This window comes from Marinobacter sp. bablab_jr008, assembly GCF_016464145.1.
In the GTDB taxonomy this organism is placed as follows: Bacteria; Pseudomonadota; Gammaproteobacteria; order Pseudomonadales; family Oleiphilaceae; genus Marinobacter; species Marinobacter nauticus.
On record NZ_JACDWW010000024.1, the window covers coordinates 193,043 to 214,136 of the forward strand.

Consider the following 21,094-nt stretch of genomic DNA (forward strand, 5'->3'; position numbering starts at 1 on the left):
TTAAGCAGCGCGATTCTACCAGATCCTTCCGGATGTTTGGTCAACTGGCCATTCGGGTGGAGGCAAACCGGCAAGAGAAAGGATACAATAGCGCCCCTTTCGTACACTGTGATCAACGCTGCGAACAACAACAGGGCTTGCATGCAGGAATTTGACGCAATCCGTCCCTATTCGGATGAAGAAACCGCGCCAACCATCCAGAGGTTGGTTAACGACCGGGAATTCCTGGATATGGTTGGGCGGTTCAAGTCGCCAACCGTTGCAAAATGGGCGCCGGGCGTTCTGAGGATGTTTGTTCGCCGCTGGCTGGTCGGCCATTTCGGGCATTACACCCGGGTAGATGATATGCAGGCCGGGGTTTCGAAATACGTCGGAGAACTGGTGGAAAATACCACCACCCGCGTCACCCACAGTGGCCTGGAAAATCTCAGCAAGAACAGCGCCCATCTATTTATTTCCAATCACCGGGACATTGTTTTTGACCCGATGGTGGTCAACTACCTGCTGTTCCAGAACGGCTTCCACACAACCCGGATTGCCATTGGCGACAACCTGCTCTCCAATCGGGTGTTTGCGGAAATGATGCGGCTGAACAAGAGTTTTGTGGTGCGCCGTAACATGACCAGCCCAAGGGAAATGCGTGATGCCTACCTCACGCTTTCCGGCTTCATCAATCACAGCATTGATACCAATCACAGCATCTGGATTGCTCAGCGCGAAGGCCGCGCGAAAGACGGCATTGACGCTACCGACCCGGCGATCATCAAGATGTTCTACATGAGCCGGAAAAAATCCGGGCTGGCGTTCGATGAAGCCATGAACCGTCTTCACATCGTGCCGGTATCCATTGCCTACGAATACGACCCCTGCGATGCCGACAAGGCCAAAGAACTGGAAGTGCGGGGCCGGACCGGCGCCTATCAGAAGACGGAAGGCGAAGACACAGACCAGATCGTTAAAGGGCTGACGGGCTTTAAAGGCCACGTTCATGTCCATTTCGGGGCCCCGATTGCCGATTCACCGGACAACCCGAAAGCACTGGCCGCACGCATTGACCATGAAATGCACGCCAATTACCACCTGCACGCCTCCAATCTGGTGGCGTACCAGATGCGGGGAGTTCACCCGGATGCCCATGAGACTCCGGGCAGTGTGAGTGAGAGCGTGGTAACCGCCGAGACCTGGTCTCCGGCCGATATGGACGCTGCCACGGCAGAAATGGAGCGCCGGCTGGAGGCCTGTGACCCGGCGATCCGCCCTTATTTGCTGGATATGTATGCCAACCCGGTGGTCAACGCACTGGCCGCGAATAACCACGAGCAACCGCTGAACCCGACTACCGACTAAGTGTCATGCCCAGAGCATGGCCCCCATCTCCAGCGGGTGGGATAACGCCGTGTGGTGCGGATAGATGCGCAATCGCAGCGTTTGTAACCCCGGGTAGGGAGGCTGGACCCGGGTTTTGAACAGGGTTTTACCGTCTTTCTCTCCGCTGGCTTCCAGCACAAATGCGTCTGGCCCGGGGCCAGTGTGAGTGCCGGTGCATTCAGGCTCAACCAGGCATTCCACCCGTACATCATCGGGCGCCAGACCATTCAGAGCCACCGACACTTTCAGCTCCACGGATTCATCCCAGTGACAGCGATCTGACACGCAGCCGTCCACATGGATGGACACGCCGCTCCAGGCCTCTTGCACCCGGGCTTTCCACTCTGCCAGCTCCTGCGCCAGTGCGGCATTGTTGTCTCTCAACCGCGCGCCCTGCCGGGTGGCTGGCTGATAATAGTTGCGAACATAGTCCATCACCATGCGCTGGGCGTTGAACCGGGGCGTAATGGTTTTCATGGACGCTTTCGAGCGCGTTACCCAGCCCTGCGAGTAGCCCTGGGAGGCTCGGTTGTAATAGAGCGGAATGACTTCCTGCTCCAACAGGTCCAACAGGTCCCGGGCTTCCTCGCGGTTGCGAAACTCCACATCCAGTTCGATGTCCCGCGGCGTAATCGCCCAGCCATTGGTTTCGTCATAGCCTTCACCCCACCAGCCGTCCAGCACGCTCAGATTCAGGGCACCATTAACGGCCGCTTTTTCGCCAGAGGTGCCGCTGGCTTCCTTGGGGTATTCCGGCGTGTTGAGCCAGACATCAACACCGCTCAATAACCGGCGCGCCATGGCCTGATCATAATCCTCCAACAGGATAATGTGCCCCATCAGGTTGGGCTGCATGGAGAGGTCGTGTATGACCTTGATCAGTTGTTGCCCGGGTTTGTCCTGGGGATGGGCCTTGCCAGCAAATACCAGTACAACCGGCTGCTCAGGATTGGTGAGTAGCCGTTCCAGGCGGGCCAGATCGGAGAAAATCAGCGTAGCTCGCTTGTAGGTAGCAAAGCGGCGGGCGAAGCCGACCACCAGTGCGTCATTTTCCGGCGATACCAGCTTGCGGGCCATCCGCTCAGTGACTGAATGGCCCGTGCCATTGCGCTTGTGCTGGCGTTTCAGGCGCCGCACGATGAACTCGGCCATCTGCTGTTTCAGGGCCTTGTGAACGCTCCAGTAATGGTAGTCCGGGATCTTGTCGATGAACTGCCAGAATGTCGGGTTTCTCAGTTCACTTTTCCAGGTCGGTGCCTGGATATCGAACAGACTTGCCCATTCCGGCGCCAGGAACGTTGGTACATGGACACCATTGGTAATGTAGCCAAGAGGGTTCTCGGCCGCCGGTATCTGAGGCCAGATATCGCCTTCCATCCGAGCGGCTACACCGCCGTGAATCCGGCTTACGCCGTTATGAAACCGGGAGCCCCGAAGGCCCAGACTCGTCATGTTGAAGCTTTGATCACCGTTTTTGCTGCCCAGCCCGAAAACCGCATCGAATTCCAGCCCGGAGTGGTCCAGGAAAGGCGACAGGAAGTGCTCCACCAGGTCCCGGGGGAAGATATCGTGGCCCGCCGGCACCGGAGTATGGGTGGTAAACAAGGTGCATCCGGCTACCGACTCGAGGGCGGCACCAAAAGACAGCCCTTCGGCCATGGCCATACGGCACCGTTCCAGTATCTGGAAGGCTGCGTGGCCCTCGTTGATATGCCACACCGTAGGCTGAACACCCAGTGCGGTCAGAACCCGGGTGCCTCCAATGCCCAGCAGCATTTCCTGGCTGATGCGGGTAGCGGAGTCGCCGCCATAAAGCTGTAAGGTAAGTTCCCGGTCTTCATCTGTGTTTTCCGCGGTGTTGGTGTCCAGCAGGTACAGGGAAATATGCCCGACCCTGGCCAGCCAGACCCGTGCATGCACTTCGCGCCCCGGGAAGGGCACAGAGACGGTCAGTGCCTTGTCATCTACCTCTACCGGCGTGATTGGCAGCTCATCGCTGGAGTGGCACTGATAACGGGCAATCTGGTGCCCCTGGGCATCAATGGTCTGAATGAAATAGCCCTGCTGATACAGTAGCCCGACGGCGACAAAGGGTAACCCCAGGTCACTGGCCGCCTTGCAATGGTCACCAGCCAGTATGCCAAGGCCCCCGGAGTAGATCGGGAAACTCTCGTGAAACCCGAACTCGGCGCAAAAGTAGGCCACAAGGCTATCTTCAGGGTTCAGTGCCTCCAGCACTTCGGTGCCGGGTTCGGATTCAAGATAAGCGTCGTAAGCGGATAATACTCGACGGTATTCGGCGAGAAAGGCGCGGTCTTCCGATGCCTGATCGAGCCGGGCCTGGGCCACCCGTCGCAGGAACAGTTTCGGGTTGTGCTCCACTTTTTGCCAGAGACGGAGATCAATCCGCGCGAACAGACTGCGCACGCCATGATCCCAGCTGTAGAAAAGGTCATTGGCCAGCGCATCAAGTCGCTCCAGTGCTTCTGGTAGTCTGGGGCGGGCTTCCAGCCGGAATTCAGTTGCGGTGTGCATGGTGATGACCTCCTTGGGCCAGGGGCACCGTGTCAGTCTTCATATATCCGGTCGTTGACGGTAATGAGGTTCCGGTACAGGGCCGCGTATTCGCCGGCCCGGTTCTTCCAGGAATAGTCGCCTTTCATGCCGTTTTCCTGCAGTTTGCGCCAGGTTTTCCGGTCCTCCCGCGCTGCCAGCGCACGGGTAATGGCGGCATGTAATGCATCTGGCGTCGCCTCACGAAACACAAAACCATTGGCTTGTTCCGGTGTTTCCTCATTGGGGTCAAACACCGTATCGTTAAGGCCGCCGACGCCGTGCACCACCGGTACGGTGCCGTATCTTAGGCTGTACATCTGGTTCAGTCCGCAGGGTTCAAACCGGGAAGGCATCAGGAAAATATCGGCCCCGGCGGTTATCCGGTGCGCCAGGCCTTCGTTGTAACCGAGGGTGAGTGAACATTGCCCGGGCCATTCACGAACCATGGTTTTCAGGCTTTCCTGGTAGTGGTGTTCGCCGGAGCCGAGCAGGGCAAACTGACATCCTCGTTCCAGCAACGGCTTGATGACCCCAAGCAGCCAGTCCAGCCCTTTCTGTTCCACCAGGCGCCCGACGAACCCCAGCAATGGAGCCCCGCAAACCTCCAGCCCGAGTTCCTGCTGCAGCCTTGCCTGGCATTGTGATTTGTTGGCGGGATAGTCCGCGCCATAGTGGAACTCCAGGTGTGGATCCGCTTCCGGGTTCCATTGGCGGGTATCAATGCCATTGAGAATGCCGTGAAGCCTGGATGACTTGTGGCGCAGCAAACCGTCCAGACCGTTACCGAACCAGGGTGTCTGAATTTCATCTGCGTAGCTGGGGCTGACGGTGGTGATGGCATCGCTGAATACCAGTCCGCCTTTGATAAAGGACAGTTGGCCGTGAAACTCCAGGAACTCGTATCGCCAAAGTGAGTCCGGCAGGCCCAGGGCACGAAAGGTTTCGTGGGAAAACAGCCCCTGGTAAGCGAGATTGTGGATGGTGAACACAGTTTTCGGGGCGTCCTGACTATCTGCCAGAAACACCGGGATCAGTGCGGATTGCCAGTCGTTACAGTGCACGATGTCCGGCCGCCAGGCCAGGCCCAGTTGCCCGAGCGCCAACATGGCACCGATTCGTCCGAACAGGTGAAACCGGTGAGCGTTGTCCCACCAGTCCTCGCCTTCTTCGTTCTGATAGGGGCTGTCGCCAGCACGGTCGAACAGGGCTGGGCAATCCACCAGCCAGAGGGTAACGGCGGTGCCCGGCAATCGGGTTTGCCACAGGGATACATCGTACTGGCCGTAGCGAAATCGGGTTTTACGGCGGGATCCGGACTCTCGCGCAGCCTTCAGCGCTGCAGGGTAGCCGGGGAGCAGGATCTGACAGTCGTAGCCCAGGCGGCAGAGAGCTTCAGGAAGGCTTGCCGAAACATCCGCAAGACCTCCGGTTTTTACCAGAGGAAAGACTTCGCTCGTGGCAAACAGTACCCGGGTCATGTCGCTGGCCTCAGCATAACCAGGCCCAGGGGCGGTACCGTAAGCTCCACGGAACACGGGCGGGCCATCCAGGGTGTGGGCTCAGCTTGCAAGAGTAGAGGATTGCCGAGGTTACTGCCGCCATACCAGGTGGAGTCTGAATTAAAAATTTCCTGCCAGTTACCTCCTGTTGGCACGCCAATGCGATAGTGATGCCTGGGTATAGGAGTAAAGTTGGCAACAATCACCAGCGGCCCATGCTCGGGCGTTCCCGGGTTGCGCAGAAAACTGATCACAGACTGGGTGGAATCGTGGCAATCAATCCACTCGAAGCCTTCGCCGGTGAAGCTCTTGCGGTGCAGAGCCGGGTAGCGGCGATAGAGCCCATTGAGATCCTGAACAAGTTTACGCAGCCCCTGGTGCTCGGGGTATTGCAGCAGGTACCAGTCCAGTTCGCGACGTTCGCTCCACTCCTGGCGCTGGCCAAATTCACCACCCATGAACAGCAGCTTCGCACCGGGGTAGGAGAACATGTAACTGAACAATAGGCGCAGGGAGGCTCTTTGTTGCCAGTCATCCCCCGGCATTTTCTGAATCAGGCTGGATTTGCCGTGTACGACTTCGTCGTGGGAGAGCGGCAGCACGAAATTTTCCGAAAAGGCATAAAGCAAACCAAAGGTGAGCTTGTCGTGGTGATACTGGCGATACACGGGGTCCTGTTGCAGGTAGTGCAGGGTGTCGTGCATCCATCCCATGTTCCATTTCAGATTGAATCCAAGACCGCCAATCTCCGGCGGCCGCGTCACCCGGGGCCAGGACGTGGACTCTTCCGCCATCATCAGCACGCCGGGAAACCGGCTCTGGCATACCCGGTTCAGATCCTGAAGGAACCGGATCGCGTCCAGATTCTCATGGCCGCCATGTTCGTTCGGCAGCCATTCTCCCTCATTCCGGGAGTAGTTCAGGTACAGCATGGAAGCAACCGCATCCACCCGCAGCCCGTCCATGTGAAAGGTATCCAGCCAGAAAAGCGCACTGCCTATGAGAAAGTTCCGGACTTCGTGGCGACCGTAGTTGTAGATGAGTGTGCCCCAATCCTGGTGACGCCCGCGGCGGGGATCTTCATGTTCATAGAGTGCCGTGCCATCAAATTCGGCGAGGGCGAAGTCGTCATCGGGGAAATGCCCCGGCACCCAATCGAGAATCACGCCGATGTTGTTCTGATGGCACAGGTCGACCAGATATCTAAGATCATCCGGGCTGCCATAACGGCTGGTGGGGGCGTAATAGCCGGTAGTCTGGTAACCCCAGGATTCGTCCAGCGGGTGCTCGGTAATCGGGAGCAGCTCAATATGCGTAAAGCCGGTTTCCAACACGTAGGGCACCAACTGATCGGCCAGCTCCCGATAGGTCAGCCAGCGCCCGGAACCGTGATGGCGCCAGGAGCCCGGATGCACCTCATAGACAGAAATCGGGCTCCGCTGCCAGTCGAACCGGTTTCTGCACTCAAGCCAGTCTCCGTCGCTCCAGGCGTATTGCCCCCGCTCGGTCACCACTGCGGCATTGGAAGGCCGGTGCTCAAAGGCCTGCCCATACGGATCGGTTTTGGTGATGTGGTGGCCGTTTCGGGTTGTGATGGCAAACTTGTAAAGGTCTCCCGGCTTTACTCCCCCAATGAATACCGACCAGACACCATAATCTTTGTTAACCGCCATGGGATGACGGCCGCTGTCCCAGTCGTTGAAGTCGCCGATCACACTCACGGCCTGGGCATTGGGTGCCCAAACGGCAAAACGGGCGCCTTCGATACCTCGGCGATTCCCAAGGTGGGCACCCAGAACATTATAGATATGCCAGTGCCTGCCTTCGGCAAACAGGTGCAGGTCGAACTCACTCAGGGCGGGGCTTTCCATAGACCACAGATTCCTGAATAAAAGTGGAAACCAGAGGTTAGACCATCAATCGTTTTTGCGTTTGTACAAAATATGACCTAAGACAATTGTACGTCATAATTCAATGATAGTGTTTTTCTACAAGAGCAAACGTCAAATTTGTGTCGGCGCGTATCCGGTTTAAACAGGGAAGCTGCTATGCAAACCGCCAAGCGTTTCGTCAGTCGTCTTACTCGTCAAACCCTGGCCCTGGTGCTGGCTGGCGGCAGGGGCTCACGGCTTCACGACCTCACAAAATGGCGAGCCAAGCCCGCCGTTCCCTTCGGGGGTAAGTTCAGGATTATCGATTTCCCGTTGTCCAACTGCATCAACTCCGGCATTGGCCAGGTAGGCGTCATCACCCAGTACAAATCCCACTCACTGATACGTCACATTCAGCGCGGCTGGGGATTCCTGAGGGGGGAGCTGGATGAATTTGTGGAACTGTTGCCAGCCCAGCAGCGCATTGAAACCTCCTGGTACGAGGGCACAGCCGATGCGGTGCTACAGAACCTGGACATTATTCGCAGCCACCGGCCGGAGTACGTGCTGATTCTGGCCGGGGACCACGTCTACAAAATGGATTACGGCACCATGCTGGCAGCCCATGTGGAGCAGGAGGCGGATATTACCGTGGGCTGTATTGAGGTACCCCTTGAAGAAGCCTCGGCATTCGGGGTGATGTCGGTGGATGAAGATTTCCGCATTACCGAGTTTGAGGAAAAGCCGGCCAATCCCAAGGCTATGCCGGGCAAACCCGGTACAGCATTGGTCTCGATGGGTATTTACGTATTCAGCACGGCGGTTCTGTTTGACGAGCTGCTGCGGGATCATAAGATGGACGGCAATTCCTCCCACGACTTCGGCAAGGATATTATTCCCTCGGTAATCAAGCGCCACCGGGTTGCTGCTTTCCCATTCCGGGATCCGATCAACAACAAGGTTGCTTACTGGCGCGATGTCGGCACCATCGACTCTCTGTGGCAGGCAAATCTGGAGCTGATCGACATCAGCCCGGAACTGAACCTTTACGATTCGGACTGGCCTATCTGGACTTATCAGGAGCAGCTGCCTCCTGCCAAATTTGTCTTCGACGACGACAATCGCCGGGGCACAGCGGTGGATTCCATGGTGGCCGGCGGTTGCATCGTTTCCGGCGCCCGCGTTCGCCACTCGTTGTTATTCTCCCAGGTCAGGGTGCATTCATTCAGCGATATCCAGGATACGGTGGTTTTTCCGGATGTAGACATCGGTCGGGATTGCCATATTCGAAAAGCAGTGATTGATCGCGGATGCCGTATTCCGGAAGGCACCCGGATCGGCTTCGACCGGAAGGCAGACGAGAAACGCTTTCACGTGTCGTCAAAAGGTGTAGTGCTGGTTACCCCCGAGATGCTCGGGCAGGATTATCCCCATGGCCTCTGACAACCGTACGCCGGTGGTGCTGTGCTGGCACATGCACCAACCGGATTATCAGGATCACAGCAACGGGCAATTTCTTTTTCCCTGGGTCTACCTCCACTGCATTAAGGATTACGTGGACATGGCCGCGCACCTGGAAGCCCACCCTGATGCCAGGGCGGTGGTAAACTTCGCGCCGGTGCTGCTGGAGCAGATTGAGACCTATCTGTACCACATTGAGCGATGGCGCCATGGCGGGCAAACCATCGGCGATCCTCTGCTTGCGGCTCTGGTTAATCCGGCGCTGCCGGAACCCGGCTCACCGGCATTCCTGGATTTGATGGAGAAGTGCCTGAGAGCCAATGCCGAACGCATCATCAAACGTTTTCCTGCCTACGCCCGGTTGGCGGAAGTAGCCGATCTTTACCGAACCCGGCCAGACATTCAGCGCTATCTTTCCACCCAGTTCCTGGCAGACCTGCTGGTGTGGTACCACCTGGGCTGGATGGCGGAAACCGTGCGCCGCAAGCATGGAGTGGTGCGAAGCCTTCAGGAAAAGGCCCATCAGTACACACTGGACGATCGCAAGGCATTGCTGGATGTGATTGCCGAATTGATGGCCAGTATTGGCCCGCGTTACCGGCACCTGGCTCAGACCGGGCAGGTGGAGCTGGCCATGAGCCCCTGGGCCCATCCCATCGTGCCCCTGTTGCTGGATTTCGGTTCTGCCAGAGAGGCGATGCCAGAGATCGCGCTTCCGGAGCATGGCCACTATCCTGGCGGGAAAGAGCGGGCCATCTGGCATCTGGCCGAAGGCAGGCGCTCCTTTAAGCGGTTCTTTGGCACTGAACCGGGAGGTTGCTGGTCCTCTGAAGGCGGGTTGAGCCAGGCGACACTCGTGTTGCTTGGCGAACAAGGTTTTCGGTGGACCGCTTCCGGCGATTCTGTCATCAACAACAGTATTAACAAGGCCAGGGCGAACAAATCCTTGCCGGAAGGCGCCACCATTCATCAGCCGTACCGATTTAACGATACCGGAGTAACGGCCTTTTTTCGGGATGATGGCTTGTCGGATCTGATCGGATTCACCTATGCCGACTGGCACGCCAAGGATGCGGTGGGCGACCTGGTGCACCATATGGAGAACATTGCCAGAGCAGGGAAGCCCGTAATTTCGGTAATCCTGGACGGCGAGAATGCCTGGGAATATTACCCGGAGAATGGTTTCCATTTTCTCGATGAGCTTTACCGGGTACTCGAGAAACACCCGAAACTTCGGCTGACCACCTATTCAACCCTTCAGGACGAGCATTACACAGAGCCAGTGCATCTACCGGAACTGGTGGCCGGAAGCTGGATCTACGGAACCTTTTCCACCTGGATTGGCGACCCCGACAAAAACCGCGCCTGGGATTTGCTGTGCGAGGCCAAGCAGCATTTTGACCGGGCAATGGATAATGGCTCCCTCAGCACCGACCAGAAAACGGCGGCCACACACCAGCTCGGATTATGTGAAGGCTCGGACTGGTTCTGGTGGTTTGGCGATTACAACCCGGCGTCTGTGGTTCGGGATTTCGAGCAGCTGTATCGCCGGCACCTGGCCAACCTGTATGAGCGTATTGGCTACCCGGCGCCGTCCAGCCTGTTCCAGCCGCTGAGCCAGGGTGGTGGAGAACCCGCCAAGGGCGGTGCCATGCGGCCGGGACATGAGGCCGGCTCATGACTGTGGATATGCCACCCAATCCGGTTTTGGCAAGGCGTCGTGCCGGTGTGTTATTGCACCCGACCGCACTACCCGGTGCCTCCGGCAAGCTGGGCGCTGCCGCCAGGCAGTTTGTGGATGTTCTTGCAGAGGCGGGCATCACGGTGTGGCAAACCCTGCCGCTGGGCCCCACCCATGCAGACCTGTCACCGTATCAGTCGCTCTCGGCCCATGCCGGCAGTCCGGCACTGATCGATCTGGCGGAACTGGTGGCCCCCGGGCTGCTTGATAGTCAGGAACTCGCTACGTTCACCCGTACCGAGGCCCTGGAACATGCCAGCCAGCGATTCCACGCCGGCCGTTATCGTGAGTCTGAAATCTTCAATCCACAGGCCTATCAGAATTTTCTGGAACACCATCAATGGCTGGATGATTTCGCCCTGTTCATGACTGCCAGAGAAGCATTTCCGGGCGTGAACTGGCTGGACTGGCCGGAAGACCTGCGCGATCACAAACCGACCGCCCTGGAAGCCCTGAGAGAATCCCACCAAAGCACACTGGAACGGGTTTGCCTGGAGCAGTACCTGTTTTTCGAACAGTGGACAGCGTTGCGCCATTATGCGGCCGAGCGGAGAATCTGGTTGTTTGGGGACATTCCCATCTTTGTGGCCCACGACAGCGCCGATGTCTGGGCTGCTCCCCATCTCTACAAGCTTGATAGTGAAGGTAAGCCCAGGGTAATCGCCGGGGTACCCCCGGATTATTTCTCTCCAGAGGGTCAGCACTGGGGGAACCCGCTATTCGACTGGAAGCGAATGGCGGAGGATGGATACCGTTGGTGGGTGCAGCGCCTGGCAAGCCAGCAGGAACGGTTCGATCTGCTGAGAATTGACCATTTCCGGGGACTGCAGGCGTATTGGGAGATTCCGGCGGACGACCCGCGCCCGGCCCACGGCTACTGGGTACCGGGCCCGGCCGATGATTTTCTGGAAACCTGCTTCCGGGAATTACCTCGCTTGCCGCTGATTGCCGAGAACCTGGGCATTATTGGCGAGGACGTGGAAGCCCTGCGACACCGTTTCCGGTTACCGGGTATGACGGTGATGCAATTCGGTTTTGATGGCAGTGCCACCAACCCCCATCTTTTGCACAACCACAAGGAATGGGACCTGGTCTATACCGGCACCCACGACAACGACACGACGCTGGGCTGGTACCAGAGCCTGGATGAACGAACGCGAGAGCATGTTAACCGGTATCTGAGATTAAGCAGCCCGGATATGCCATGGCCGGTGATACAGGCTGCCATGGGGTCGGTATCACGAATGGTGATCGTGCCGATACAGGATCTTCTGGCCCTTGGCTCAGAGGCGCGCTTCAACACGCCCGGCACGATTCAGGGGAACTGGATATGGACCTTGCCCGAGGATTATCGAGCCAGGATCGACATACCGGGGCTGAGAACTATTGTGAATTTATACGGTCGATAGCCGAGTGGTCACCCTCTTGATCAGAATCAAGATGATCACTATTTGATCAGGTGTAGAGTGGAAGAGTAGCAATATCCACTCGGCGAGCTGACAGGAGGAAACGGCATGGAACATCGGCTAAGCCAACGGGTAGAAGGCGGGTTGCTCATTCTGGTCTACAAACGCGGCATGCCAGTAGCGACAGGCATGATCCGGGACGCATCTAGGCGTGGACTGTTTATAGCCACCGATTATTCGGATGTGCGGCTGAACCAGACCATTGAACTGGCGTTTCGCTTTCCGGAGCGGTCCACAAAAGGCCATTGCACTCTGAGCGCTCACGTTGTGCGCACTGACGATGGCGGACTAGGTGTGGATTTTGAAGGTGTCGACAACGATGGACTGACCATTGCCGAATTGGTTGCTTGCCTGCAGGAACAGGCTTCGACTGATTTCCTGGCGGGGCGTTTTCGCGAACACACGCATTGATAACAACTCCAAGAAACACTCACTCTGGAAAGGAAAACTGGGATGGCACGACTCGAAGGAAAGGTAGCTGCAGTAACCGGGGGCGCACTGGGCATTGGTAAGGCGACGGTGGAGCGAATGGCAGAAGAGGGCGCCGCAGTCGGCATTCTTGATTGCCTGGATAGTGAAGGTGAGGCGCTAGCCAAGAGTCTTACTGAAAAAGGCTTCAGAGTTGGGTATTGGCATTGTGATGTTACCAGCGAACAGCAAGTGAAAGCGGCGCTGGACGGCGTGGCCAAACAATTTGGAAAACTGAACGTTCTAGTGAGTAATGCTGGTATTGCAGGGGCTAACAAACCTACTCATGAACTGACTGAAGAAGAATGGGATAAAGTTCAGGCGGTTAACGTAAAAGGCGTTTTCTTCTGCACCAAACATGCCATCCCCCACATGAGAAAGGCTGGTGGTGGCAGTGTAGTTAATCTGTCATCCATTTATGGCTTGGTCAGTGCGCCCGACATACCGCCCTATCATGCCTCCAAGGGTGCCGTTCGGTTGATGACCAAAACGGACGCGATGCTCTATGCCAGCGATAAAATTCGCTTTAATTCCGTCCACCCCGGCTTTATTTGGACCCCTTTGGTGGAAACCCACCTGCAAACCACCGGCCTGGATCTGGAAGCCGCAAAACAGGCGACAGATTCCTTACATCCTCTTGGCCATATGGGCGAACCGGACGACATTGCCTGGGGCATTGTCTTCCTCGCATCCGATGAATCCAAATTCATGACCGGGAGCGAACTGGTTATCGACGGCGGTTATACCGCGCATTAACGGCTGACGCCCCATGACTCTGGCCGCGTATACCATGAGGGCCCTGCCAGCACAGCTGTCAGGGCTGATGGCCATTGCACTGGATTTGCAGTGGAGCTGGCACCATGGATGTGATCAGTTGTGGCGACAGCTGGATGAAGAAATCTGGGAGGCAACGCATAATGCCTGGCTGGTGTTGAACAGCGCCTCGGCAGAACGGCTGCAACAACTGGCCGAAGACCCGGAGTTTCTGACCCAATACCAGCAGCAGCTGAACCGCCATGAGGCATTCAACCAGTGCCCGACCTGGTATTCCGAAAATTGCAACAACCAGCTGGCCGGCGGCGTCGCCTGGTTTTGCATGGAGTACGGGGTGTCGGAATCCCTGCCGCTATACAGCGGCGGCCTGGGGGTGCTGGCCGGAGACTTCCTCAAAGCTTCCAGCGACCTTGGCGTACCTGTCACCGCCGTGGGTTTGCTCTACCAACAGGGTTATTTCCGCCAGGCCTTGAATGCCGAGGGCGAACAACTGGAATTTCACCCCTATAACGATCCGACCATGCTGCCGGTTACCCCGCTACGGGACAACGCTGGAGAATGGGCGAGGGTAAACGTGCCGTTTCCCGGCCGCACGGTTCGCCTGAGAGCCTGGAAAGGCCAGGTCGGGCGCTGTGAATTGTTGCTGCTCGACAGCAACGACCCCCGTAATGAGCCCGGAGACAGGGGTATTACCAGTGAACTCTACAGCGGCGACCCGGAAAAGCGCCTGCAACAGGAAATGGTGCTTGGAATCGGCGGCTGGCGCCTGCTGGAACTGTTGGGGCGCGAACCTGCTCTATGCCATATCAATGAAGGCCACAGTGCGTTGGCGCTGGTTGAGCGTGCTGTACACTGGCAACACCAGAATCAGACCAGCTTTGAGGTGGCGCGGCTGGCAACCCGGGCTACCAACCTGTTCACCACCCACACTTCTGTAGCTGCTGGCTTTGACCGATTCCCGACCAAACTCGCGCGTCTGTATCTGGAACCCTGGCTACAGGAAATTGGCCACTCTCTGGAGACAATACTGAGCGTTGCCAATGGTGGCGAATGCGATCTGAACATGTCTGGCCTTGCGTTGGGCATGAGCGGGCGTTTCAACGGGGTCAGCCAGATTCACAAACAGGTTACCCAATCGATTTTCCAACCGTGGTTCGGGCGCTGGCCGGCCGCTGATGTGCCAGCGGAATACGTGACCAACGGCGTGCATACCCCCAGTTGGGACTCCCCGGAAGCGGACGAATTATGGACGTCGGCTTGTGGCCAGGACCGGTGGCGACAGCCCATGACGGACCTGTGCCCACTGCGAGATACCAAGGACCACGATCTCTGGCAGATGCGCAGAAACCAGAGGCATCGGCTGGTTTATTACCTGCGAGAGCGACTGCAGAGCCAGCACTGCGAACACAACTACGGCAACAGCCGGGAAGCAGCCTGTGGCTTACTGCTGGATACAGAATCCCTGACCCTGGGCTTTGCCCGCCGCTTTACGGATTACAAACGCCCGGACTTGCTGCTGACAGATCCGGAACGACTGATTCGACTCCTCAGCAACCGGGACCGGCCGCTGCAGATTGTATTGGCGGGCAAGGCCCACCCCCACGACAGCGAAGGCAAGGCCATCATCAAGCGTTGGAAGCAGTTCACCCGGTTGCCAGAGGTGGAAGGGCGAGTGGTGTTCATTGAAGACTACGATATGGCCGTTGCCAGTGAACTTATTCAGGGCGTGGATGTGTGGCTGAATTGCCCGCGCCATCCCTGGGAAGCCTGCGGTACCAGCGGCATGAAGGTGCTGGTTAATGGTGGTTTGAACCTGTCGCAATACGATGGCTGGTGGGCCGAAGCCTGGCAGCCGGAGCTGGGGTGGGCCATTCGGCCGGGCGCCACTTTTGAGGAATTGAGCCAGACGGATAAACACGACGAGGCGGATGCCGAAGAACTCTATCAGTTGCTGGAAAATCAGGTTGTACCGGAGTTCTACCAGCGCAATGAACAGGGATTACCGGCCAACTGGCTGGCGAGAATCCGAGCCAGCATGAACGAATTAACCGCACAATACTCAGCCAATCGCATGGTGAGGGAGTATGTCACGGAATTCTATCTGCCCATGGTAGCCCAGGGCGCTGAGCGCACCGCGGAAGGGGCCGGCAAACTTGTATCAGTGAAAGAAACCATAGCCCGACACTGGCCTCGCCTGAGATTTGGTGCAATGGACGCCCGGGAGGAAGGGCAAGAGCTGCGTGTTGATCTGGATGTGTATCTGGATGGCCTGAGCCCGGAACTGGTTGCCGTGGAACTGGTGGCAGAGGCCTCAACCTTCGGCCCACGCCTGGTGCAGCCTATGGCACTTACCGGGCCGCTACCGGAAGCCGAACAGACTTACCGTTACTACTGCTCTGTGCCAGCGCGCCCCCGTGAACACTACACACCTCGCATCCGCAGTCAGGAGCCAAGGCTGAACCTGCCCCTGGAAGACGCTCACATTCTCTGGCTGCGCTGATCAGCCACGCCAGAAGCCCGGTGAGAGCACAATCACCACGCTCAGGATTTCCAGTCGACCCATCAACATGCCTACGGACAGAATCCACTTGGCGGCATCGGGCAATGGGCCGAAGTTTCCGGCAGGACCAATAATATCGCCGAGCCCCGGTCCGACGTTGGTCAACGCCGTCAGAGCACCTGATAGTGAGGTGACAAAGTCCAATTGGAGCGAAGCCAACAGAACAGTAATGACCAGCAGAGACAAAAGGAAAATGAAGGTGTAGGCAATCATTGACGAGATGATTTCGTCGCTGACGGCACGGCCGTTGTAATTACGGGTGAAAACAGCCCGAGGGTGCAACAGCCGCATCAACTGCTCGCGCAGGATAATCAACGAAAGCTGGAATCGGAAAATCTTCATGCCTCCCGCTGTGGAACCCGAACAGCCACCCACAAACATCAAAAAGAAAAACACCACAAAGGCCAGTGGGCCCCAGGCGGAATAGTCTTCAGATGCATAACCTGAGGTACTCACAACCGACGTAACGTTGAACAGGGTGGCAGCATAATTGTGGAGCGGATCGAACGGAACCGGCGATACCCACCAACGATACAAGGTCAGCAATGCGGGAACGAAAAGGAGCAGTGCCAGAAACAGTCGTACCTGTTGATCCCGAAACAGAACCCCGCGCTGGCCGTGCATCTCTCTGACAAAAAGAAAGAAGGGAAGACTGCCAAGAATCATGAACAGAGAGGCTTCCATCAATATAAGATCGCTGAACTTGCCCATCGACTGATCTGACGTTGAGAAGCCCCCGGTAGCGATACTGGTCAACCCGTGATTAAAGGCATCGAATAACGACATACCGGATAGCCAATAGGTCACGACCGCCGTAACGGAAAACACTAAATAAACGAAGAGCAGGCCACGGCTCAAGGTTTTCATCCTTGGGAGGGCTTTGTCAGTCCATTCAGACGATTCCGTGGCGAACAGTCTCATCCCGCCCACTCGCAGGAAAGGCAGTACGGCAACGAACATGCCGATAATCCCGATACCGCCCAGCCACTGAAGGATCGAGCGCCAGAGCAGCAGATCCTTGTCCATCGTGTCCAGGCCGGTGAACACCGTCGCCCCCGTGGTGGTGATGCCAGAGGTGCCTTCAAAAAACGCATCGGCCGCCGAGATGTCGTTATCGCTCAGGTAAAAGGGAAGGGCCGACAGAAGGGCGATGACAAACCAGCTGGAGACCGTGAGCACGAACATATAGCGAGGTTTCAGTTCGCGGGGTTCACGGTAGGTCAGCAGCAGGCCCAGGACGCCAAGCACGCAGACAATGGCCGCCGATTCGGCAAACGCAATGGCATTGGGTGCACCGGAAGGGGTGGCAGCCAACAGTAGTACCGGTAACGTCATGAAAACACTCAAAAGTATAAACATGACGCTGACAATAAAAACGACAGGGGCTAGGTTTCTCAAGGCACGCTCAAGCCAGCTGACAAAAGACGGCGTCAGCATACCCGCGGGCTTTCTCAACCGCAAGGAAACAGGCCCCGGACAGAAGTATTAACCCGGAATTAAATCGACGTAAAAAACGGGTAAATACGGAACGCACCTATGGCAGTAATCGTCGGACTGGTGCACGTTTACTGTCAGGCCGTGCAGGCCTGTATGAACAGGGAGAAAGATTATGAAGACCACAAGAAAGGTTCTTATTATCGCAACAGCCACAGCCGGGCTGACCCTTGGCGGGCTGGCATCTGCCCAGGACATGTATAAATCCGGTGTTGGCGGGCTCTACGCCGGCCTGAATTACACCTTTATGGAAACCGATTTCGATGGCCTGGCAGAAGCCGACACCGGCACCTTGTCTGGCAAGGTCGGCGTTATGGCTACGGACTATTTCGGTGTTGAGGCCCGAGCGGGCTTTGGTGTGGATGACGATCGGATTGCCGGCGTTGACGTTAAAATCGACAACTTCTTCGGTGGTTACGGCACGGTGAACGTGGTGAACGAGAGCCCGGTAACACCCTACGCTGTTTTCGGTTTCACTCGTATTGAAGCTGAGGCAGGCTCAGTGGAAGACGATGATTCCGATTTCTCGTACGGTGCCGGCCTGAACGTGAAGTTCGCCAAGAACCTGTCAGGCAACCTCGAATACATGCGTTACTACGATGACGATGATATTACCGTAGATGGCATCGGCCTGGGCGTTCAGGTCAACTTCTGACGATGAGATAACCAATGCCTGCGGGGCGGGACCTCGCAGGCATTCGACGTTAGCCGTTCATCACAGAGCCAAGCAGAATGACCCCGGCATAGCCCACTGTGTACGCGGCCAGAAGGTGTAGCGCGTACTTCAGGTAAGCCACAAACGTGAGCCCCTCAATTTTGCTCATGGCTACAATTCCCGCCGCAGAACCGATTACCAGCAACGAACCACCGACGCCAACGGCATAGGTTAGCCCCATCCATTCCCCGGGGCTCATGTCGATACCGGACTTCAGCAGTGCGGCCGTTAAAGGCACGTTATCGATGACCGCGGAGAAAATGCCCATCAGATAGTTGGCGTACACCGGGGGCATGACATCATAGATTGCCACCAGTGAATCCAGAGCATGAATTTCTTTTAGCATACCCACCAGAAGCAGGATCCCCAGGAAGAACAGCAGGGTTTCAAACTCGATAACCCGGATGTATTCGAGAATCGGGTCCAGATCCGAGTCGTCGCTCATGAAGCGGGACACCAGGAACATGATGGAAAGACCAAAAAGGAAGGTCAGCACTGGCGGAATACTGAATAACGCGTTGCCAGTAATGGTGGCAATGATTGTAACCAGAAACAGGCCCGCGATTACCGCGTCTACGGTTCGGACTTCATTGGAACTGGCTTTCAGGGTAACGGTGCCGGACAGACCGCCAGAAAGAAGCACGGCCAGCAAAAACACCGTGATTGAAGCGGGAATGGCCAGTGTCAGCAGCGTCAGGATTTCCACTTTGTCTGCCAGGAAGATCATCAGCGTGGTGACATCGCCGGTGATCAGTGAAACGCCGCCGGAGTTCACTGCAAATACAACCAAAACAATAAATTGTAACCGCTTCTTCAGATCCAGGTTTAAAGAGAGAATCAGGGAGCAGGAAACCAGTGTTGCTGTGATGTTATCGGCCAGGGAAGAAAACACGAAGCAGAACAGACCGGTCAGAAACAGCAATCGCCGCTCGGTGACCTGACGAGGCATGATCAGGTAGATCATGTTTTCGATCATGCCTTTCTTGTTCAGGTAGGCCACAAATGTCATCGCCGCCACCAGAAATAGCCATAACCCGGCGATCTCGGCAATGCTTTCCGAAAGGCCAGAGGAAACTGCAGCGGTTTCGTCTACACCGGAACTGAACAGAAACAGGAGAACCCAGCTGAGCGTGCCAAAGAACAGTGTGGTTTTCGCCTTGTTGACGTGAATGACTTCTTCAAAGATGACGCCGAGCAGCGCCAAGATGGCAACAGCAATCAGAACAGCTTCAAGAATCGGCATTTTGGAACCCTGAACACCGGGGGAGATAAGGCAGCGATTCTAAACCCATTAGTCGCAGCCTCCAAGGTTAGTAAACTACTGGGCACTGGCTATACTCAAATCTGACGCACATCAAAAGGGCATTCGCTCTTTCTGTTATTGATGGAAAGGTCACAACGGGGAGAGAAAGTCATGAAACACAGTTTGAGAACGCTGGTCTGTGCCACCCTGATTTCGCTGCCACTCGCTACCTTTGCCCAGGGTGGATCCGGGCAGGGCAGTCAGGCAGGAATGATCAACCAGGAACGGATTCAGCAAATGCAGCAGAACATGGATCGAATGAACCAGACCATGCAGCAGATGCAGAATGCGACGACCAGAGAAGAACGCCAACGCATGCGGCTGGAACATATGGAGCACATGCAGGAACACCTGCAGATTATGCGAGAGTCCGGAATGGGTCCAGGCATGATGGGCCAGGGCGCGGGAATGATGGGGCAAGGCATGGGAATGAACGGCCAGGGCCCCGGCATGGGCAACCGAAATCCTGGTCAGGGCCAGATGAAGAATCAGGGGCCCGGCAACAGCGGTCAGGGAATGCGGCAAGGCAACCCGGCCATGAGCGAAGATCAGCGGCTGCAGCGCATGGAACAACGGATGGACCAGATGCAGTTGATGATGGAACAAATGCTTCAGAATCAGCGCCAGGGAAACCAGTAACGCCGAAAACCAATCAAACCGGGCCTTCTTCCTCTTGGTCGCTGCACAATCATCCATTGCGATGAGTAAGTCGTAATATTGATGACTGTTTGATAGAGGAAGAAGCATGAAGAAAGCAGCCCTTCAAGTCGCCACCGTTTTTGGCGCTTTCACGTTTCTCGGTGTCGCTAATGCGACAGAGATCAGAACTCCTCTCGTTCCACTTCCTTCTATCGACGATTTCACCAATGGTGACGGCTGGGGCTTTGGTCTTGGGCTGGCCGTTGAATATGAGACCGCTTACGAGGGCTCGGATGAGTACGAGTTTGAAGCAGACCCAGCTGGTGGTGTTCAGTGGCGAACCGGAGAAAACATTTTTTTCTGGGCGGGCGAAGCCGTTGGGTGGCGAACGCTGGTGAAGGATTCCTGGTTATTTCAGACATCTATAGGGTATGAGGAAGGCCGGGAAGAGAGTGACTCTGAAGATGGAAGGCTGGATGGTTTAGGTGAGTCGGATTCCGGCGTAGCAGTACTGCTGGAAGCACGTTACGCGCTTACAGACGACTGGCGTTACTTTTTGGATGGGCGCGTATCAGCAGGAGAAATTGGTACGCTCGGAATTTTCGGCGCAGGAACGTGCTTGGCGTGCCAGGCTGATGGTACTGGCTGGGAAGTGGGTGCTGCCGTGACTTTCCACGATAGTAAGCTCGCAAACCGGGACTTTGGCGTAACCACACAACAATCCATCGATTCGGGGCTGCCGGAAACTGATGTTGATAGTGGGTATAGATCAACAGGGGTTAATGTCAGCTACCGCAATTACCTGGGCCAGAACTGGCAGATCTTCGGAGAAGCTCTGTACGAAGCGTTCGGGAGTGATGTATCCGACAGCCCAATCACTCGAAATGATTATGAGGCGGAAATAGGCGTTGGCTTCATTTATGTTTTTTAGGTTTGGCTGGCGCACGCAGGGATGCGCACAACGTCTGTACCGAAGAGGTGGGAGTGACAGCTTCCATAACGTGAGCTCTACGCATCAGAGCATTCGATTTAACATAATATACATTATGCGCACTTGTGGATAACTGCGCAGGGGGCGTGCTGGGCTTGCGTCCGGTCAATCTGTCGCCTTATTTTACTCTTTTTTACTACTTTCATTCATAACGGCAATTACCTTTCCCGCTGTTCAGTTCTAAAAAC

The 21,094-nt window shown here is 56.4% G+C and carries 15 protein-coding genes; 10 read left to right on the forward strand and 5 right to left on the reverse strand.

Annotated elements, in window-relative coordinates; genetic code table 11:
* Positions 1-141 precede the first annotated feature (141 nt).
* Positions 142-1,347, forward strand: a complete 1,206-nt coding sequence (locus JIF53_RS01715; protein WP_199451701.1) for a 1-acyl-sn-glycerol-3-phosphate acyltransferase — start codon at positions 142-144, stop codon at positions 1,345-1,347.
* 3 nt (positions 1,348-1,350) lie between these two features.
* On the opposite strand, the gene glgP (JIF53_RS01720) is transcribed toward JIF53_RS01715, so the two are convergent.
* The 3 genes from glgP (JIF53_RS01720) to glgB are packed head-to-tail and all read right to left on the reverse strand — an operon-like array spanning position 1,351 to position 7,294.
* A complete protein-coding gene (gene glgP, locus JIF53_RS01720) occupies positions 1,351-3,903 on the reverse strand; it encodes an alpha-glucan family phosphorylase (RefSeq protein ID WP_199451702.1) in 2,553 nt (850 codons plus the stop codon).
* A 32-nt stretch (positions 3,904-3,935) separates the two neighbouring features.
* On the reverse strand, positions 3,936-5,402 hold the full coding sequence (gene glgA / locus JIF53_RS01725) for a glycogen synthase GlgA (RefSeq protein ID WP_153740066.1): 1,467 nt from the start codon (positions 5,400-5,402) through the stop codon (positions 3,936-3,938).
* The gene (gene glgB / locus JIF53_RS01730) at positions 5,399-7,294 is read right to left on the reverse strand and encodes a 1,4-alpha-glucan branching protein GlgB (protein ID WP_199451703.1); all 1,896 of its coding nucleotides are present in this window, start codon (positions 7,292-7,294) and stop codon (positions 5,399-5,401) included. Before glgB ends, glgA begins: the two co-directional genes overlap by 4 nt.
* 177 nt (positions 7,295-7,471) lie before the next feature.
* Between glgB and glgC the strand changes: the two genes are divergently transcribed.
* From glgC to glgP (JIF53_RS01760), 6 genes are all read left to right on the forward strand, one after another.
* A complete protein-coding gene (gene glgC / locus JIF53_RS01735; protein WP_141066963.1) occupies positions 7,472-8,737 on the forward strand; it encodes a glucose-1-phosphate adenylyltransferase in 1,266 nt (421 codons plus the stop codon).
* Positions 8,727-10,436 carry a glycoside hydrolase family 57 protein gene (locus JIF53_RS01740; RefSeq protein ID WP_199451704.1) on the forward strand — a complete coding sequence of 570 codons (1,710 nt, stop codon included), beginning with the start codon at positions 8,727-8,729 and terminating at the stop codon, positions 10,434-10,436. Before glgC ends, JIF53_RS01740 begins: the two co-directional genes overlap by 11 nt.
* Positions 10,433-11,905, forward strand: a complete 1,473-nt coding sequence (gene malQ / locus JIF53_RS01745) for a 4-alpha-glucanotransferase (protein ID WP_199451705.1) — start codon at positions 10,433-10,435, stop codon at positions 11,903-11,905. The genes JIF53_RS01740 and malQ overlap by 4 nt, the downstream gene beginning before the upstream one ends.
* A 105-nt stretch (positions 11,906-12,010) precedes the next feature.
* Positions 12,011-12,373 carry a PilZ domain-containing protein gene (locus tag JIF53_RS01750; RefSeq protein WP_199451706.1) on the forward strand — a complete coding sequence of 121 codons (363 nt, stop codon included), beginning with the start codon at positions 12,011-12,013 and terminating at the stop codon, positions 12,371-12,373.
* A 42-nt stretch (positions 12,374-12,415) separates the two neighbouring features.
* Positions 12,416-13,186 carry an SDR family NAD(P)-dependent oxidoreductase gene (locus JIF53_RS01755; protein WP_199451707.1) on the forward strand — a complete coding sequence of 257 codons (771 nt, stop codon included), beginning with the start codon at positions 12,416-12,418 and terminating at the stop codon, positions 13,184-13,186.
* A 13-nt stretch (positions 13,187-13,199) separates the two neighbouring features.
* Positions 13,200-15,704 carry an alpha-glucan family phosphorylase gene (gene glgP, locus JIF53_RS01760; protein WP_199451708.1) on the forward strand — a complete coding sequence of 835 codons (2,505 nt, stop codon included), beginning with the start codon at positions 13,200-13,202 and terminating at the stop codon, positions 15,702-15,704.
* Here glgP (JIF53_RS01760) and JIF53_RS01765 read toward each other — a convergent pair whose 3' ends face one another.
* Entirely contained in the window at positions 15,705-17,123 is a 1,419-nt protein-coding gene (locus JIF53_RS01765) for a TrkH family potassium uptake protein (protein WP_228285433.1), read from the reverse strand. It lies immediately after the preceding gene.
* A gap of 250 nt (positions 17,124-17,373) precedes the next feature.
* On the opposite strand from JIF53_RS01765, the gene JIF53_RS01770 reads away from it, so the two are divergent.
* Entirely contained in the window at positions 17,374-17,913 is a 540-nt protein-coding gene (locus JIF53_RS01770; RefSeq protein WP_199451710.1) for a porin family protein, read from the forward strand.
* A gap of 49 nt (positions 17,914-17,962) precedes the next feature.
* Here JIF53_RS01770 and nhaD read toward each other — a convergent pair whose 3' ends face one another.
* Positions 17,963-19,216 carry a sodium:proton antiporter NhaD gene (gene nhaD / locus JIF53_RS01775; protein ID WP_113880063.1) on the reverse strand — a complete coding sequence of 418 codons (1,254 nt, stop codon included), beginning with the start codon at positions 19,214-19,216 and terminating at the stop codon, positions 17,963-17,965.
* A gap of 171 nt (positions 19,217-19,387) precedes the next feature.
* On the opposite strand from nhaD, the gene JIF53_RS01780 reads away from it, so the two are divergent.
* A complete protein-coding gene (locus JIF53_RS01780) occupies positions 19,388-19,915 on the forward strand; it encodes a hypothetical protein (RefSeq protein WP_199451711.1) in 528 nt (175 codons plus the stop codon).
* Positions 19,916-20,021: 106 nt separating this feature from the next.
* Positions 20,022-20,846, forward strand: a complete 825-nt coding sequence (locus tag JIF53_RS01785) for a MipA/OmpV family protein (RefSeq protein ID WP_199451712.1) — start codon at positions 20,022-20,024, stop codon at positions 20,844-20,846.
* Positions 20,847-21,094 lie beyond the last annotated feature (248 nt).